Annotated in this window: 20 protein-coding genes, 1 tRNA gene and 1 pseudogene; 9 read left to right on the top strand and 13 right to left on the bottom strand. The window is 55.3% G+C overall.

All coding sequences use genetic code 11. The features are described from left to right. Positions 1–27: 27 nt before the first annotated feature. Both PPTH39_RS23760 and PPTH39_RS20975 read right to left on the bottom strand, forming a co-directional pair. Positions 28–1,029 (bottom strand): polymorphic toxin type 44 domain-containing protein, encoded by a 1,002-nt coding sequence (locus PPTH39_RS23760; protein ID WP_232527676.1) that lies wholly within the window; start codon positions 1,027–1,029, stop codon positions 28–30. Positions 1,030–1,520: 491 nt separating this feature from the next. Continuing rightward, positions 1,521–1,608, bottom strand: a tRNA-Ser gene (locus tag PPTH39_RS20975). A gap of 124 nt (positions 1,609–1,732) precedes the next feature. On the opposite strand from PPTH39_RS20975, the gene PPTH39_RS20970 reads away from it, so the two are divergent. The 7 genes from PPTH39_RS20970 (at position 1,733) to PPTH39_RS20940 (ending at position 5,161) form a co-directional block, all read left to right on the top strand. Continuing rightward, entirely contained in the window at positions 1,733–2,404 is a 672-nt protein-coding gene (locus PPTH39_RS20970; RefSeq protein ID WP_095002022.1) for a Bax inhibitor-1/YccA family protein, read from the top strand. A 110-nt stretch (positions 2,405–2,514) separates the two neighbouring features. After that, positions 2,515–2,907 carry a sulfurtransferase complex subunit TusD gene (gene tusD, locus PPTH39_RS20965; RefSeq protein ID WP_130872386.1) on the top strand — a complete coding sequence of 131 codons (393 nt, stop codon included), beginning with the start codon at positions 2,515–2,517 and terminating at the stop codon, positions 2,905–2,907. A 1-nt stretch (position 2,908) separates the two neighbouring features. Beyond that, on the top strand, positions 2,909–3,271 hold the full coding sequence (gene tusC / locus PPTH39_RS20960) for a sulfurtransferase complex subunit TusC (RefSeq protein ID WP_095002024.1): 363 nt from the start codon (positions 2,909–2,911) through the stop codon (positions 3,269–3,271). Next, a complete protein-coding gene (gene tusB, locus PPTH39_RS20955) occupies positions 3,271–3,558 on the top strand; it encodes a sulfurtransferase complex subunit TusB (protein WP_095002025.1) in 288 nt (95 codons plus the stop codon). Before tusC ends, tusB begins: the two co-directional genes overlap by 1 nt. Continuing rightward, positions 3,555–3,890, top strand: a complete 336-nt coding sequence (locus PPTH39_RS20950) for a TusE/DsrC/DsvC family sulfur relay protein (RefSeq protein WP_130872385.1) — start codon at positions 3,555–3,557, stop codon at positions 3,888–3,890. Before tusB ends, PPTH39_RS20950 begins: the two co-directional genes overlap by 4 nt. Beyond that, positions 3,887–4,888, top strand: coding sequence for a glycosyl transferase family protein (locus tag PPTH39_RS20945; protein WP_095021346.1), 1,002 nt, complete (start codon positions 3,887–3,889; stop codon positions 4,886–4,888). Before PPTH39_RS20950 ends, PPTH39_RS20945 begins: the two co-directional genes overlap by 4 nt. Before the next feature lie 45 nt (positions 4,889–4,933). Further along, positions 4,934–5,161, top strand: a complete 228-nt coding sequence (locus tag PPTH39_RS20940; RefSeq protein ID WP_095002028.1) for a YheU family protein — start codon at positions 4,934–4,936, stop codon at positions 5,159–5,161. On the opposite strand, the gene csrA is transcribed toward PPTH39_RS20940, so the two are convergent. Both csrA and PPTH39_RS20930 read right to left on the bottom strand, forming a co-directional pair. After that, the gene (csrA, locus tag PPTH39_RS20935; RefSeq protein ID WP_095019562.1) at positions 5,158–5,361 is read right to left on the bottom strand and encodes a carbon storage regulator CsrA; all 204 of its coding nucleotides are present in this window, start codon (positions 5,359–5,361) and stop codon (positions 5,158–5,160) included. The genes PPTH39_RS20940 and csrA overlap by 4 nt on opposite strands. A 135-nt stretch (positions 5,362–5,496) precedes the next feature. Then, entirely contained in the window at positions 5,497–5,829 is a 333-nt protein-coding gene (locus tag PPTH39_RS20930; RefSeq protein WP_095002030.1) for a YnfA family protein, read from the bottom strand. A 201-nt stretch (positions 5,830–6,030) separates the two neighbouring features. Between PPTH39_RS20930 and PPTH39_RS20925 the strand changes: the two genes are divergently transcribed. Continuing rightward, positions 6,031–6,189, top strand: coding sequence for a DUF3309 family protein (locus PPTH39_RS20925; protein ID WP_095002031.1), 159 nt, complete (start codon positions 6,031–6,033; stop codon positions 6,187–6,189). A gap of 48 nt (positions 6,190–6,237) precedes the next feature. On the opposite strand, the gene PPTH39_RS20920 is transcribed toward PPTH39_RS20925, so the two are convergent. From PPTH39_RS20920 to PPTH39_RS20900, 5 genes are all read right to left on the bottom strand, one after another. Further along, positions 6,238–8,316, bottom strand: a complete 2,079-nt coding sequence (locus PPTH39_RS20920; protein ID WP_095019563.1) for an LTA synthase family protein — start codon at positions 8,314–8,316, stop codon at positions 6,238–6,240. Positions 8,317–8,668: 352 nt separating this feature from the next. Continuing rightward, complete coding sequence (gene speE, locus PPTH39_RS20915; protein ID WP_095019564.1) at positions 8,669–9,544, bottom strand: polyamine aminopropyltransferase; 876 nt, start codon at positions 9,542–9,544, stop codon at positions 8,669–8,671. Between the two features lie 203 nt (positions 9,545–9,747). Beyond that, positions 9,748–9,939 (bottom strand): PLDc N-terminal domain-containing protein, encoded by a 192-nt coding sequence (locus PPTH39_RS20910; RefSeq protein WP_016781476.1) that lies wholly within the window; start codon positions 9,937–9,939, stop codon positions 9,748–9,750. Positions 9,940–10,023: 84 nt separating this feature from the next. Next, positions 10,024–10,554 (bottom strand): hypothetical protein, encoded by a 531-nt coding sequence (locus PPTH39_RS20905; RefSeq protein WP_130872384.1) that lies wholly within the window; start codon positions 10,552–10,554, stop codon positions 10,024–10,026. A gap of 68 nt (positions 10,555–10,622) precedes the next feature. Beyond that, on the bottom strand, positions 10,623–11,156 hold the full coding sequence (locus tag PPTH39_RS20900) for an ankyrin repeat domain-containing protein (protein ID WP_095002035.1): 534 nt from the start codon (positions 11,154–11,156) through the stop codon (positions 10,623–10,625). Between the two features lie 292 nt (positions 11,157–11,448). On the opposite strand from PPTH39_RS20900, the gene PPTH39_RS20895 reads away from it, so the two are divergent. Continuing rightward, positions 11,449–11,727, top strand: a complete 279-nt coding sequence (locus tag PPTH39_RS20895; protein ID WP_095002036.1) for a DUF3509 domain-containing protein — start codon at positions 11,449–11,451, stop codon at positions 11,725–11,727. An 83-nt stretch (positions 11,728–11,810) separates the two neighbouring features. Here the strand turns inward: PPTH39_RS20895 and mtnC are convergent, their stop codons facing one another. The 4 genes and pseudogenes from mtnC to PPTH39_RS20875 all read right to left on the bottom strand — a co-directional run bounded on the left by mtnC (position 11,811) and on the right by PPTH39_RS20875 (position 14,925). After that, positions 11,811–12,494 carry an acireductone synthase gene (gene mtnC, locus PPTH39_RS20890; RefSeq protein ID WP_095021345.1) on the bottom strand — a complete coding sequence of 228 codons (684 nt, stop codon included), beginning with the start codon at positions 12,492–12,494 and terminating at the stop codon, positions 11,811–11,813. A gap of 9 nt (positions 12,495–12,503) precedes the next feature. Continuing rightward, entirely contained in the window at positions 12,504–13,049 is a 546-nt protein-coding gene (locus PPTH39_RS20885; RefSeq protein WP_095002038.1) for a 1,2-dihydroxy-3-keto-5-methylthiopentene dioxygenase, read from the bottom strand. A 100-nt stretch (positions 13,050–13,149) separates the two neighbouring features. Then, positions 13,150–13,770, bottom strand: a complete 621-nt coding sequence (locus PPTH39_RS20880) for a methylthioribulose 1-phosphate dehydratase (protein ID WP_095027152.1) — start codon at positions 13,768–13,770, stop codon at positions 13,150–13,152. After that, a pseudogene (locus PPTH39_RS20875) lies at positions 13,767–14,925 on the bottom strand (MFS transporter). The gene PPTH39_RS20880 and the pseudogene PPTH39_RS20875 overlap by 4 nt, the downstream one beginning before the upstream one ends. Between the last annotated feature and the right edge of the window lie 3 nt (positions 14,926–14,928).

The following is a 14,928-nucleotide window of genomic DNA, read 5'->3' as shown; positions in this document are numbered from 1 at the left end:
ACAGCAAACAAACTCCAAAAAATCCATTTAATACCCCTTCGACTTCGCATAATCTATTCCTGCTTTAATCCATACTTGATCAACAGGATCATCGCCGTAAGGAGCCTCTGACCACCATTTATCGAATTCTGCCTGAGAAGTCCCAGCTAAGGACTGTGCAGCACCAGCTGCTCTTAAAAGTACCGCTTCAGAAATCCCAGCTGCCGTACCAACAGCACCATAATTAAAATTACCGAAGCTCTCATACTGAGGCTGGCCTTTTTTGTAATCCCACTCGCCCTTGTTTCTGACTTGGGTGTAAAACCAGCTGAGCAAAAAACCTCTACCTTTAATACTAAAGTATGCTTTTTGGCTTTTCGCAAATTCTAGGTTCTCATCTAAAGAGACGCCGGGTGGAGCGCTAGGATACTGTTTATGTCTGGCTTGCTCTTTCGCATCGCGCAGACTTGTCGCTTTAGCCACCTCTATGAGAGCCAATTTCTGCTGCTTTTCTTTCAAACGTCGGGCCGTTTCTGAATAGACCTCAGACAATCTGGCAAATTCATACCTCTGTGCCCAATCAAGAAGTTTAGGTGTATTAACTATGACCCTCATCTTCCCGGCCTGAGTAAAACTCCCCGCACTTGGTCTTTTTGAAGCTTGTACATCACTGCCGTCCCCAGAACCTTTAGAAGCCTTAACCTTTCTATCAGCCTCATTCTCTTTAGCCATATATAGTGTTACCAGGATATTTTTCTCTCTTGTGATTATTTTGCTTGACGTGGATACATCCATAGGCATATTTAGCCCGCCTGCACCCTTGATTTCCTGGTCAATCTCAAAATCTATGGCCGCAATATTATCTTTGTGCTGCATATCAAATCTATATGCATTATCAAAAATCCATTGAGTTACATTCTCAAGCGCCCTTATCAATAGACCGAGTATATCATGCATATAATCTGGCATCATAGACTCTCTCGATGTGCCAGGAATGGAGAAGTCTATTATTCTCCCCACAACAGATATCGGACCAAGCTCTAATGGCATATTCATACTCCTTATGAATCAATCCAGACTTTATATTATTCATCGAACTCCCTACTCATACAAATTTATAAAGTCACAACATATGTTCAGCCCGAAATTTTAGTGACGAGTTTTTTTGTACGCATAATACGAAATGGCGCCTTCATGAGTTCATGACAATAACGGCTCTCAAGTATATTGAATACTTTGCTTTCGTAGGCAAAACGAAAGCAGGTGAGGTACACGGGTATGCAGGTAGCGGCGACTGTTTACATACGGGTTGTGAAAATTGTGAAAGCTACCTGTTAAATCGGCGAAAAGTGCACAGCTAAAAAGCACTTTCCCTCCGACTCAAACACAGGCGTTAAAAACGCTGGATCGGGCTCTAAAATTGCCCCAGATGCGGACACGGTCTGAGGCTATGCGAAAACGACGAGCTCGGTGCAGCGCCCTTCCCCACCCCCCAGAAACGACAAAGCCCGCCAAAAGGCGGGCTCTGCGGTGTAGCAATATGGCGGAGGCGATGGGATTCGAACTCATGGACCTGTTACAGTCGACGGTTTTCAAGACCGTTGCCTTAAACCACTCGGCCACACCTCCTATACGTTGTTTCGGGCGCCATAATACCTGAATGAAACACGTTGTCAAACTCTCTTGATCGCTTGTTTCAGAGCCTCTGCTATGATCTTTGCTACTTAACATTTCTAAACACAGGAGTATCGCCATGCGCGAACAGGATTACGCAGTTAATAGCAGCGTGCAGGCCGAGCAGCTAGAGGTTAGCCGCGTCCTGCGCAATACGTACGGTTTGCTGGCCCTCACCCTGGCTTTCAGCGGTGTGATGGCTTATGTCTCGCAGCAGCTGCGGGTCGGCTATCCCAATATTTTCGTTGTGCTGATCGGGTTCTACGGCCTGTTTTTCCTGACCAACAAGTTGCGTGACTCCGCGTGGGGCCTGGTTTCTGCCTTTGCCCTTACCGGTTTCATGGGCTTCTTGCTGGGCCCTATTCTCAACCGTTACCTGGGCATGCAGGGCGGCGCCGAGGTGGTCAGTTCTGCCTTTGCCATGACGGCTCTGGTATTTGGCGGCCTGTCTGCCTATGTATTGATCACTCGCAAGGACATGAGCTTCCTCGGCGGTTTCATTACTGCCGGTTTCTTTGTTCTGCTGGGCGCTACGCTGGCGAGCTTCTTCTTCCAGATCAGCGGCCTGCAGCTGGCTATCAGCGCCGGTTTTGTACTGTTCTCTTCGGTCTGCATTCTGTTCCAGACCAGTGCAATCATTCATGGCGGCGAGCGCAACTACATCATGGCTACCATCAGCCTGTATGTATCGATCTACAACCTGTTTATCAGCCTGCTGCAAATTTTCGGCATCATGAGCCGCGACGACTGATCAACAACCGCTATATAAAAGCCCGCTTCGGCGGGCTTTTTGTTGTCTGCCACAAGCATCTTTGGGCATCTGGCTTTATCATTGCCCCAGATTTGCCGACAGAGCCCACCATGAAATTCGCCATTGCCCTTTATTCAGCGGCCCATGCCCCCTCCTCCCGTCGAGCCTTGCGCTTTGCCGAGGCAGCGCTGGCAGGCGGCCATGAAATTGTCCGTTTGTTCTTCTATCAGGACGGTGTTCATATTGCCTCGAGCTATATCGTCACGCCGCAAGACGAGCAGGACCTTGCGCAACAATGGGCAACTTTTGTCAGCCAGCACCAACTCGATGGTGTGGTCTGTATTGCCGCTGCCTTGCGCCGCGGTGTACTCAATGAAGACGAGTCCGCACGCTATCAGCGCCCCGGGGTCAATGTTCATGCACCCTGGGAGTTGTCCGGACTAGGCCAATTGCACGATGCCATTCAATCGGCCGATCGATTGATCTGTTTCGGGGGACCTTGAAATGCCCAAGTCACTATTGATTATCAGCCGTCAGGCACCGTGGTCGGGGCCCGGCGCCAAAGAAGCACTGGATATCGTGCTGGCAGGCGGTGCATTTGATTTGCCGATTGCCCTGCTGTTTATGGATGACGGTATTTTTCAGCTGCTGGCGACTCAAAATGCCGCAGCCATCCAGCAGAAGAATCTAACGGCCAATCTGCAGGCCCTGTCCATGTTCGGCGTTGACGATCTGTTTGCCTGCAACCACAGCCTTGACGAACGCGGCATCTCAACCGAGGGGCTTGCGGCAATTGATGTGCAGCCCTTGTCGACTGAAGCTGTCCGCGCTCTTATTGACCGTTATGACCAAGTGATCACCCTCTGATGTCGACTCTACATGTTGTGAGCCACTCACCATTTTCTGACATACGCCTGAGCAGCTGTCTTCGCGTGTTAGGCAGCGACGATGCCCTTTTGCTCTGTGGCGACGCGGTGTATGCCCTGCAGCTTCAAGGCACTGCTCTCACAGCCCTGACTGGAAAAACCGTATTTATCCTTGAAGAGGACTTGCAGGCACGCAACCTGGAATGTCCGCCATGGGCGGCCTGCGTTGATTACCCGGCTTTCGTCGAGCTGTCGATTCGTTACGACAAGGTCAACAGCTGGCTATGAATACGCTCACCCTCAACGGTAAAAATATCGAGCTGGACAAGGACGGTTATCTGCTCGATCTCAACGACTGGTCCGCTGATGTTGCTCAGGCACTGGCGGCGCAGGCAGGTATTGAGTTGAGCGCCGAACACTGGGAAATCCTCGAGTTGTTGCGCAGCTTTTATCAGGAGTTCGAGCTATCGCCTGCCACTCGCCCTCTGATCAAGTACACGGCACTCAAATTGGGTCCAGAAAAGGGCAATAGCCTGCATCTCAACCGACTGTTTAACGGCCCCCCTGCCAAACTCGCCGCCAAGCTGGCGGGCCTGCCCAAACCGACCAATTGCCTATGAACACTCCCGCTGCGCTGACACTTGAAACTCCCGCCGAACACCCTTTTGCGCAATTTGTACGCATCCTGGGCAAAGGCAAACGGGGTGCCCGCAACCTGACTCGGGAAGAAGCCCGCGAAGCCATGGGCATGCTGCTTGACGACAAGGCAGAAGACACGCAACTGGGCGCCTTCCTCATGTTGCTGCGGCATAAAGAAGAAAGCGCAGAGGAAATGGCCGGTTTTACCGAGGCCGTCAGGGAGCGACTGACACCTCCCGCGATCAAGGTCGACATTGACTGGCCGACTTACGCCGGTAAAAAACGCCACCTGCCCTGGTACTTGCTGGCAGCCAAGTGCCTGGCACAGCACGGTGTACGCATTTTCATGCATGGCGGCGGCGCCCATACCGCGGGCCGAATGTACAGCGAGCAGCTTCTCGACGCGCTGGCCATTCCACTGTGTCGCAACTGGCAAAGTGTCAACGAGGCCCTGGATGCGGGGAATCCGGCCTTTATGCCGCTGCAGGACTGGGCGCCACAATTGCAACGCATGATCGATCTGCGCAACACCCTCGGGCTGCGCTCGCCGATTCATTCATTGGCTCGCATACTCAACCCGCTGGGTGCGCGCTGCGGCCTGCAAAGCATCTTCCATCCGGGCTATCAAAGCGTGCATCGCGAAGCCAGCGGTTTGCTGGGTGACACCAGTATTGTGGTCAAGGGTGATGGCGGCGAAGTCGAAATCAACCCCGATAGCGCAAGCCATCTTTACGGCACTACAGCTGGTGTTGACTGGGATGAAGAATGGCCAGCACTGTCTTCACAGCGCCATGTCAAACCAGCGTCACTAGACCCTGAACACCTCAAGGCATTGTGGCGTGGAGAAGTCCAGGACAGCTACCCGCAACTGGCCTTGCTGTCGACCATGGCCCTGGCATTGCGCGGTCTGGGCACACCCCGGGCGCAAGCTTTTGAACTGGCTCAGCATTACTGGGACAACCGCAACAAGGCGATTTAAGCCCAAGGCCAACCACCTCAACACGCTTGCTTACGAGAGCCCAAGATGCTTATCCCCTACGACCAGCTTGAACCCGACACCCTCACCCGCCTGATCGAGGACTTTGTGAGTCGCGACGGCACGGACAACGGCGATGACACTCCCCAGGAAACCCGTGTACTGCGGGTTCGACATGCATTGAGCAAAGGCCAGGCAGTAATTTTCTTCGATCTGGAAAGCCAGCAATGCCAACTGATGCCCAGGCACGCGGTACCGAAGGAATTTTTTGATTAAACCTTGGCCGAAGATCCGGTTGCCTGCTGCCCGACGGGCTGGTTTTTTATCCGCTCATAAATTTCCGAGCGATGCACGCTGATATGCCTGGGAGCTTCAATCCCCAGGCGCACGTTGTTGCCGTTAACGGCGATGACAAACAGCGTTATATCTTCCCCGATTGAAAAATGCTCTCCGACGGTTCGACTCAGTATCTGCATGGCTCTCATCCTCAAGGGTGGGGAGCCACAAAGACTGCACGGCATAAAAACCGGCTTCAATACTTACAAGTTAATTCAGTTACAACCTACTGCATACAAGGCTTATTCCTACGTACTCCCTACGGAATTTTCCCTTTACGAGGGGGTAAAACGCGGTCCCAGCAAGATGATGGTCGCGCCAATCACGCACAGTCCTACCCCGAGCCAATCTGAGCCCAGTGGCCGGATACGTTCCACCACTGCCAGCCAGGCAATGGATGTCACGATGTAAATCCCGCCATAGGCCGCATAGGCCCGCCCGGCATAGGCTGCCTCAACCTTGGTCAGCAGCAGGGCAAACAGCACCAGGCTCAGAATGGCGGGCAAAGCCCACCAGGCACTTTTGCCCTGACGAAGCCACATCCAGAACCCGTAGCAGCCTGCAATTTCAAACAGGGCAGCCAAAAAAAACCAAACGTAATTGAGCATGTGCAGTGTTTCCAGGTGGGCAGCGCGCCACCCTACCTGCGCACCTGCCACCGATCAAGGCAGAACTGTTTTTGAGTACGGCATGAAAAAAGTTGAATTATTCATCGAGCAGGAGAGTCGGATTTTATAAGCACTGCCCATCCTTGTTCCTGAAGCGGCGCCCCGTAAAACTGAACGTTGGCGGAACACCACAAAAAGGAAATGCTCATGACCACAATTCTTCTTATCGTCCTGATTTTGCTGTTAATCGGCGGATTACCTGTGTTTCCGCACTCCAAAAGCTGGGGCTATGGCCCCTCAGGGATTATCGGTACCGTACTGGTTGTACTGTTGATATTACTGTTGCTCGGCAAGATTTGACCCAATAAAAAAGAGGCCCTGAGGCCTCTTTTTTATTTAACTGGCTGATTATTTCGGATCAGCCACACCTGCGGTGTTGTCCAGCAGGCTCTTGGTCGCGGTCTGCAGGAAGGATTCGAGCTTTTTCTTCAGCTCGGTCGCTTCAGGCGAGTCAGTGACCACTGTCGCTTCAGGGTTGGCACCCAATTTGTACTGCCAAACCTTGGCCGGCATGTCTTTAGGCTGCACCAGCAAGTGGTCGTCACTGATGATCGCCACGGTCTGGTCACTGCCAGACGGCTTGATCACACCACTGCCCTTGTCACCCTCAGGCAGAGTCAGCAGGTCACGGCCCCAGCATTGCTGACGGAACTCACCACCCAGACGCCCCATGATGGTTGGCACGATGTCGACCTGAGTGCCCACGATATCAGTGCGTGTACCAAACTTCTCCTGGATACCAGGGCCGATCAGCAGCAACGGCACGTTGAAACGCCCCAGGTCCATCTCGGAAATCTGCTGCTCGTTACCGAAACCGTGGTCGCCCACGATCACAAACAGGGTTTCCTTGAAGTAGGGTTCTTTGCGCGCTTTTTCGAAGAACTGCCCCAGCGCCCAGTCGGAATAACGCATCGCCGTCAAATGCTCGTTGAGCGAACCGCGATCGGTTACCGGCTCGACCGGCAATGGCGTAGGCAAGGCATACGGCGTGTGGTTGGACAGGGTTTGCAGCAGCGCATAGAAAGGCTCTTTGCCTTCACGCTTTTTCAGCTCTTCCAGGCCGCGGTTGAACATGTCCTGGTCGGACACACCCCAGGTAGGATCAGAGAACACCGGGTCAACGAAATCGTTACGACCTACAAAAGTGGTCATGCCCTGGTTACTGAAGAAACCAGACTGGTTGTCCCAGGCAAAGTCGCCATTGTAGACATACACGTCATCGAACTTGCGGGCGCTGAGCAGTTCCGGCAAGCCGGACAGCTTGTGGCTGCCTTCCGGGGTCTGCATCAGGTATTCAAAACCCGGCAGGTTCGGGAAGCACGCCATGGTGGCAAACATGCCCTGGTGGGTATGGGTGCCATTGGAGAAGAAGCGCTCGAACAGCAAGCCTTGCTTGGACAGCTCATCGAAGTACGGGGTGATATTGCCCGGACGACCCAGCGCACCCACCGAGTGACCGGCGAAGCTTTCCATCAGGATTACGACGACGTTCTTGATAGGCAGGGTTTTTTCCGCAGGCGGCGTGGTGTCGCGACGCACAGGAGCGGTATCAGGATCAACCAGCTTGTCATTTTCAGTCAGCAGCATGTCGCGCACGGTCTGCGTCGCTACGGGCTGCTCAAGGGTAGCCTTCCAGATATTGGTGCGATCGTCACCGAAGCGGCTTTTCGCAGCGGCAATCAATGACAGAGAGCCGTTGAGCCCCAACTGATTGGCGAAGTTGGAGTCGGTTGTGTAGGCATCACCCCAACGCAGCGGAGGACCCTGACGCAATGTGCCACGGGCCAGGACCACACACACCAGCAGCAGCACGACAAATACCGCTGCACGGCCGTACCAGGGCGCCACCGCACGCGAAGTGCCAGCAGCCGCGCGGGTAGCGCTGGAACGGGTCACGCGGTCGGCGCCGCGGAAGGCAAAGTACAAAATGACAGTGCCGACAGCCCAGGACAGCAGGTAACGCACCACCGGGAAGCCATACCAAAGCATGCTCATCACGGTTTTCGGGTCTTCCTTCACATACTGGAAAACCAGACCGTTAAGACGCTGATGGAACTCACGGTAGAAGTCCATCTCCATCAGGCCCAAAAACAGCGCCAGGCTGGATGCTGCAGTCAGCCAGAAACGCAGCACACCGCGCATGGCCATGGCCTTGACACTGAGCACCGCCAGCAGCAGTGGAATACTGAAGTACACGACAATCCGCGCGTCAAAGCGCAGACCGTTGCCGAAGGCTTCAAGGAACGTCGATGCCGGGGTGTCGAGGATCATTTCCCGGTTGTAAACCAGCAATGCCACCCGCAACAGGGTGAACATCACCATCATGATCAAGGCACAGAGCAGCGTAAACGCCAGATGCGATTTGACGGTCGGTTGCAACACACGCGTGGCCGCGTGCTGTTGGCTTGGGGCGTCCGGGTTTGCCATGTCGTTTTAGGACCCATTGGTTCAAGTTGAAGTGGCTTTATCACCGGTGGCTTGCCACGGGTGCATCGCTCTTTAATCACACAGATTTTGGCCCGAGACCCACCAGAAACGCCTGAACTGAGGCGTTTACGAGTAGACAGGCAAAATTTTGCGTGCGAATTGTCTTAAAGATACCGTGAAAATTTCGTGCAGAGCACATCTTGAAACATAAGAAAGGGCGCACATTCCCTGAGGGAGCGGCTTGTTAGCGATTGCAGCAACGCGGTCCAACTTTAAACCGCGTCGCCTGCATCGCGGGCAAGCCCGCTCCCACAGTTCTACAACTGACGCCCTGCCTTGCTACTGCACAGCCTCAGTCGTTGCTTGGCTTGTTGATAGCCTGCAAAACATATTGCGGCAAGGCGAAAGCACCGATATGAACTTCCGGATTGTAGTAGCGGGTCACGATACCGCTACCGGCAAAACGTTGACGCAGGGTCTCAAGCGGCAGCTTGCGATAGCTCGCATCAGTCGAACCCCAGGCGAAGGTCATGGAGCCACCGATATAGGTAGGCACGGCAGCCTGGTAGAAATGCCAGTCAGCAAACAGGCTGCGCATGCGCCCGGCGGTGGTCTGCACTTCCTGCAACTGCATAAATGGCGTGCCGTTCTGGGTGACCAGTACACCCCCTTCATTCAGGCAGCGATGGCAAGCCTGGTAGAAGTTCTCGGAGAACAGCACTTCGCCCGGCCCGATCGGGTCGGTGGAATCCGAGATGATCACGTCGAATTTTTCTTCGGTGGTGGCGACAAAACGCATGCCGTCGTCGATCACCAGGTTCAGGCGTGGATCGTCGTACGCACCCTTGGAGTGGTTGGGCAGGAACTCTTTGCACATGTCCACCACGGTGCCGTCGATCTCGACCATGGTGATGTGCTCAATGCCAATGTGCTTGGTGACTTCGCGCAACATGCCGCCATCACCACCGCCAATGATCAGCACGCGCTTGACCGCACCGTGGGCCAGGATCGGCACATGGGTAAGCATTTCGTGGTAGATGAACTCGTCCGCTTCGGTGGTCTGGATCACGCCGTCCAGAGCCATTACGCGGCCCATGACCGGGTTTTCGAAGATCACCAGATGCTGGTGATCGGTTCGCACTTCATGGAGCAGCTTGTCCATGCGAAAGCGTTGGCCATAGCCTTCGTAAAGGGTTTCGAGATAGTGGTTGTCAAGCGATTCGGCCATGGGTAGTCCCCTTGAATGCTGGTGGCAACGGACGGTCACCCGCCCATGATCGACAGCCAAACCTCATACCGCTATCGCGACACGGGTCCAACTGCCCAAGAAAGGCGCGCATTCTACGTCGAGGAACATGACAGGTCGAACCTTGACGCCGACAATCTAAGCGGGCAACCACGATTTACCGTCGCTGCCCGCTGGCAAGCAGCTCAAATACGCACATTGCCCCGCGGCCCGGCGATGGCCCAAATCACCAGCCCCAGTACCGGCAGGAACAGAATCAGCAGCACCCAAAGCACTTTCGCGCCCGTCCCGGCGCCGCTTTTGATTACGTTGATGATGGCCCAGATATCCAGGGCCAGAATAATCAGACCGATCAGACCATTAAACGTTGAACCCATGATGACGCTCCCGATTGAGTACTTGTGCTCATAGGATAGTCACCCGCGGCCAGGGTTCCGTTTTTTATTGCAGCAGCCAGGGTTTCAGACGTGGACGGCAACCTTGAGGGCTTCCAGCGATGGCGCAGCGGCGATGCCGACTTCGGCACACAGTTCCAGCACGCGCGGCACGTCATTGCCGTAAACCAGCACCACCTGGATTTCGTCGTCCAGCGGCTGGCTCAGGTTGACCAGCACATAACCGCCCTGCTCCGGGCTCATGCTGCCCATCTGGATCTGGATGCGGTTGAGCGCGGTCAGCGCTTCGGTCTTGGCCAATTGCTTTGGCTTGATATTGAACGCTACATCAGGACCGAAAGAGGCGACGATCTGGGCAAACAGGTCCATCCAGGTATCGGCCTGGAACAACACAGTTTCCGGCAAGCTGCCCACCACAACCCATTCACCCAGCGGGATCGGGAAGCTGTCGTCGTAGTTGATGTCCGGGTTGGCAAGCAGAAATGTTGCCTGATCGGCGTAGGCTTGAGCCGCCTCGTCCGCGATGGAGGCGATTTCGTCGTCGCCCATGCACCCAGAGCTGATTTTGCTGATGAGTTCAACGAGAGTGGTTTTCATGGGCGAGGCCTGTCACAAGGAAAATTAAGGGCGCGCAGGATATATCAATTGCGCCCTTCAAGGGGCGATCAGCCCAACAGCTTCTCAAGTTGCGCCACGGTTTCGGCTGCGCCCATGGTCCTGGCGGCATCCAGGGCGGTGATGCCATTGGCGTCCTTGGCTTTTGGATCGGCGCCCTTGCTGATCAGGTAATCGATGATTTCCCCACGATTGAACATGGCGGCCATCATCAGCGCTGTACGGCCATCAAATGATGCGCCTTCAACTTGTGCGCCACCTTCAACCAGGGTCTTGACCATTTCCAGGTCGCCCTTGAAGGCAGCACCTGCAATCGGGCTCTGGCCATTGTCATTGCGGATCTCGGGGTCGGCATTGTGCTCAAGCAGCACCTTCACCGCTTCAACGTGGCCGTGATAGCTGGCCAGCATCAACAGGGTATCGCCCTTGTGGTTGCGCAAATTGGCCGGCAAGCCCTTGCTCAGCAAGGCTGCCAGCATTGCAGCATCACCATCCCGTGCCTTGTTGAACACCTGCTCGGCAAAGTCGGCGGCCTCTTCCGGGGTCATCTGGCGGCTCTGGTCTGCTGGCTTGTTCTCTGACATGTAAGGTTCCACCCTGGCTACAAAAAAAACCTAGTTTCCTGAGACGCAGACACGGTGTCACCCCTTTTTTGCTCAATGCACCCATAGGAACAATCAATCAGCTGTCTGAGCCTGATACCGACTGGGCAAAATGCAGGATGCACGATGGCCACTCATGCAAAATGCACGACAAATGCTTTTTGCATAAATTATAAGCTGTTGATTTATATGGATTTTTTAAAAAAAGAATAGTGGCACAATCACTGCAATCTCTACTCCATACAAGCATTCAAGCGCTAATGGAGCTGAACATATGAGCCTGATCCAGGAAAAATTCGCATCGTTGTTCTCCAACCACACTGTCACCGTTAAACCCCGCCCGGATGGCGGCGTGCTGCTGACATTGTGTGACAACGAAGGCAAACAGACCCAGCGCACACTTTCTTACACCCAACTGCATACCGCCGAGGAACTGACCTGGGCCATCAGCGCGATTCGTCGTGACCTGGCAGGCACTGCCAGTGAATTGCCGACCATTTCGCTGCTGCAAAGCCAGCATCGTTTTGCCCTGCCGACCTATCACACCCGCTAAATCCAAGGGTAGTGCAAAGCAGTCCGCGATAGAGAACGGCATGACTGTGGGAGCGAGCAGGCTCACTCCCACAGCAGTGTTGTTTAAATTGCGGCAGGGTCAATCTCGGCAAAACTGCTCACGGTTTTATGTCCCGCCAGTTCCCCACCCTCACGGGCCAGGCCGCAGGTCAGCATGCCGGCCGCCTGTGCAGCATCGAGTTCTTCAACGATATCCGACAAAAACAGGATCTTCCCGGCCGGGCAGCCTATGGCCTCGGTAATGTGGCGATAGGATTGCGCCTCACGCTTGGGCCCGGAGGTGGTGTCAAAGTAGCCACTGAACAGTGGCGTCAGGTCACCCGCCTCGGAACAGCCAAAAATCAGCTTTTGCGCCTGTATCGAGCCTGACGAGTAGACATACAGGTCATACCCTTTGGCATGCCACTCGCGCAGCGCTTCGACCGCGTCCGGGTAAACATGGCCCTTAAGCTCACCCGCGGCGTATCCCTGCTTCCAGATCATCCCTTGCAAGGCCTTGAGTGGTGTGGCCTTGCGGTCTTCGGCCAGCCATTGCTGGAGGATCTCGATGACCCGTTCGACATCGGCCTCAGGCTCGCCGCTATCCAGGCGTACTGCGCCCAGCTGCATGGCCACTTCAGGGTCTTCGGCATGCTCGCGCACAAACCCGGGCAGATGTTTGGCCGCATACGGAAACAACACGTCAAATACGAAGCTGACAGCGCTGGTGGTGCCTTCGATATCGGTCAGGATGGCTTTGATCGGCATGGGAGATCCTTAGTCTTCGAGGCGCGGGAAGCGTTCAGCGATGTCTTCGCCGGTAAAGTTGGCAACCCAGCCTTCCGGGTTGTTGAACAGGCGGATGGCGACAAAATGCGGATGCTCACCCATGTCGAACCAGTGCGGCGTGCCTGCGGGTACAGAAATTAGATCGTTCTTTTCGCACAACACCGCATACACATAGTCGCCAATATGTAGCGTAAACAAGCCACGACCGGCGACGAAAAAACGCACTTCATCTTCGCCATGGCGGTGCTCGTCGAGGAATTTGGCGCGCAATTCGGCTTTTTGTGGGTGATCGCTGTTGAGACTGATCACGTCCACGGTGACATAACCACCCTCGCTCATCAGCCGGTCAATCTGCACGCGATAGGCGTTGATCACTTCATCCTGACTGGCCCCCGGCTGGATCTGCGTGGCGGCCTGCCAGCGGTCAAAGCGCACGCCCTGCTCGGCCAGTGTTGAAGCGATATCATCAAAATGGGTGAGCACCTTGTTGGGGAGTTCCGGGCTCGATACGTGATAAACGGACAAACTGCTCATGGGGCGTGGTTCCTCGGCTTCGGCGCGCATTCGGCTTTTACAGGCCGTTCAGGCAGACCGTTCAAATCAGGGTGTGAGCTTCTTCACGGTGAAGTCAGCGTTAACGATTGAGTATTGCGCGAGCTTTCAGTTCGCATTCAAACAAAAACTCGAAGGCTTCGATCTGGCGCAAGGCGTCGCTCATGCGCGCGCCCCACGTGTAAAGGCCATGCCCGCGAATCAGATAGCCCACACAGTCCGGGTGGGCTTCAAGCCATGGCTGAACCTTGGCCGCCAGCCGCGCGATGTCTTGATCATTGTCAAAAATCGGCACCAGCACCCTGGACTCATGGGTCGAGACGCCACTGAAAGCCTTTTGCAGTTCGTAGTCTTCAAATTCAATGCTGTCGCCCGGCGTCAGGCGCGACAGCACCGTGGCATTGACCGAATGGGTGTGCAGCACCGCGCCAATTTCGGGGCGCCAGCTGTACAACTGGGTATGCAGCAGGGTTTCAGCGGAGGGTTTCTTGCCTGGTTCCAGGCTGTTGCCTGCCAGGTCAGTGGCAAGCACATCATCAGGTCCCAGCTGGCCCTTGTGCTTGCCCGACACCGTCAGCAGCGCCTGGCTGGCCGACAGCCGGGTGGAATAGTTGCTGCTGGTAGCCGGTGACCAGCCACGCGCATATAAAAAGCGCCCGGCTTCAATGATTTCCAGGCTCAGGTGTTCACGGGTAAGGCTCATGGCCTGTCCTCTTGCAGTCGGGTGGCAATGATAACGGCTGCAGCCAGCGCTGCGACGCTCGCCATACTAAAGGTGAAAGCGGGGCCCAGGGTGTTCCAGCTGTAACCGGAGTACAGCGCCCCCACGGCGCCACCGATACCGGCCAGCGTGGCGTACAGGGCCTGGCCCTGGCCTTGCTGGCCGGGACCGAAACTGCGTTGCACAAAGGCCATGGCCGAGGCATGAAAACTGCCAAAGGTGGCGGCGTGCAGCAGCTGCGCCAACAGCAACACCCACAGGTGCTCGGCAAAAGACCCCAGCAACAGCCAGCGCAAGGCAGCGCAAGGCAGCGAGGATAAAACTGAACATCAGCACCCGGCGCACAGAAAATTTCAGCAGGATACGGCGCATGGCCAAAAACATCAGCACTTCGGCCACCACTCCCAGGGCCCAGAGCAAGCCGATCACACCACGGCTATAGCCGAGGTGTTCCAGATGCAGAGTCAGAAATGTGTAGTACGGGCCGTGGCTCATTTGCATCAGCGCCACACAGGCATAGAACGCCAGCACGCCCGGGCTGAACAGTTGCTTCAAGAACCCGCCTTCCACCTGCTTGCGGCCCAGGCTGGAGGGCTGCGCATTGGGCACCCACAGGCTGCACAGCACAATGCCAGCCATGATCACGAGCAGCGCCACCGGGTAGATATCCAGGCTCAGCCATTCGAACAGGCGACCCAGGATCACCACGGCAAGGATAAAACCGATCGAGCCCCACAAACGAATCTGACTGTAACGTTCAGGCTGCTCACGCAAGTGGGCAAAGGTAATGACTTCAAACTGCGGCAACACCGCATGCCAGAAGAACGCATGCAGCGCCATCACCAGCGCCAGCCAGGCATAGCTCTGGCTGACAAAGATCAGGGCAAAACTGCACAAGGTGCAGAGCGCACCCAGACGCACGATCAGCAGACGCTGACCGCTGTAGTCCCCCAACCAGCCCCACAGGTTGGGCGCAACGCAGCGCATCAGCATCGGGATGGCCACCAGTTCGCCAATGCGCGCACTGGAAAACCCCAGGTGATTGAAGTACAGCGCCAGAAACGGCGCTGTGGCACCCAGCAAGGCGAAATAGAAAAGATAGAAGCCTGACAGACGCCAGTAAGGAAGTGTCGCCACGGC

The sequence above is a fragment of the Pseudomonas bubulae genome (assembly GCF_900618535.1).
Classification (GTDB): domain Bacteria; phylum Pseudomonadota; class Gammaproteobacteria; order Pseudomonadales; family Pseudomonadaceae; genus Aquipseudomonas; species Aquipseudomonas bubulae.
This window is presented reverse-complemented; position numbering and strand designations above follow the sequence as displayed.

Excerpts from the sequence above, each read along its gene's own strand:
- PPTH39_RS20905 (WP_130872384.1), bottom strand. The coding sequence starts at position 10,554 with ATGAAAACCACTCTCGTTGAACTCATCAGCAAAATCAGCTCTGGGTGC.
- PPTH39_RS20940 (WP_095002028.1), top strand. The coding sequence starts at position 4,934 with ATGCTTATCCCCTACGACCAGCTTGAACCCGACACCCTCACCCGCCTG.
- PPTH39_RS20885 (WP_095002038.1), bottom strand. The coding sequence starts at position 13,049 with ATGAGCAGTTTGTCCGTTTATCACGTATCGAGCCCGGAACTCCCCAAC.
- tusC (WP_095002024.1), top strand. The coding sequence starts at position 2,909 with ATGCCCAAGTCACTATTGATTATCAGCCGTCAGGCACCGTGGTCGGGG.
- tusD (WP_130872386.1), top strand. The coding sequence starts at position 2,515 with ATGAAATTCGCCATTGCCCTTTATTCAGCGGCCCATGCCCCCTCCTCC.
- PPTH39_RS20880 (WP_095027152.1), bottom strand. The coding sequence starts at position 13,770 with ATGAGCCTTACCCGTGAACACCTGAGCCTGGAAATCATTGAAGCCGGG.
- PPTH39_RS20900 (WP_095002035.1), bottom strand. The coding sequence starts at position 11,156 with ATGTCAGAGAACAAGCCAGCAGACCAGAGCCGCCAGATGACCCCGGAA.
- PPTH39_RS20925 (WP_095002031.1), top strand. The coding sequence starts at position 6,031 with ATGCTCATGACCACAATTCTTCTTATCGTCCTGATTTTGCTGTTAATC.
- tusB (WP_095002025.1), top strand. The coding sequence starts at position 3,271 with ATGTCGACTCTACATGTTGTGAGCCACTCACCATTTTCTGACATACGC.
- mtnC (WP_095021345.1), bottom strand. The coding sequence starts at position 12,494 with ATGCCGATCAAAGCCATCCTGACCGATATCGAAGGCACCACCAGCGCT.
- PPTH39_RS23760 (WP_232527676.1), bottom strand. The coding sequence starts at position 1,029 with ATGCCATTAGAGCTTGGTCCGATATCTGTTGTGGGGAGAATAATAGAC.
- speE (WP_095019564.1), bottom strand. The coding sequence starts at position 9,544 with ATGGCCGAATCGCTTGACAACCACTATCTCGAAACCCTTTACGAAGGC.
- PPTH39_RS20910 (WP_016781476.1), bottom strand. The coding sequence starts at position 9,939 with ATGGGTTCAACGTTTAATGGTCTGATCGGTCTGATTATTCTGGCCCTG.
- PPTH39_RS20895 (WP_095002036.1), top strand. The coding sequence starts at position 11,449 with ATGAGCCTGATCCAGGAAAAATTCGCATCGTTGTTCTCCAACCACACT.
- csrA (WP_095019562.1), bottom strand. The coding sequence starts at position 5,361 with ATGCAGATACTGAGTCGAACCGTCGGAGAGCATTTTTCAATCGGGGAA.
- PPTH39_RS20950 (WP_130872385.1), top strand. The coding sequence starts at position 3,555 with ATGAATACGCTCACCCTCAACGGTAAAAATATCGAGCTGGACAAGGAC.
- PPTH39_RS20920 (WP_095019563.1), bottom strand. The coding sequence starts at position 8,316 with ATGGCAAACCCGGACGCCCCAAGCCAACAGCACGCGGCCACGCGTGTG.
- PPTH39_RS20930 (WP_095002030.1), bottom strand. The coding sequence starts at position 5,829 with ATGCTCAATTACGTTTGGTTTTTTTTGGCTGCCCTGTTTGAAATTGCA.
- PPTH39_RS20945 (WP_095021346.1), top strand. The coding sequence starts at position 3,887 with ATGAACACTCCCGCTGCGCTGACACTTGAAACTCCCGCCGAACACCCT.
- PPTH39_RS20970 (WP_095002022.1), top strand. The coding sequence starts at position 1,733 with ATGCGCGAACAGGATTACGCAGTTAATAGCAGCGTGCAGGCCGAGCAG.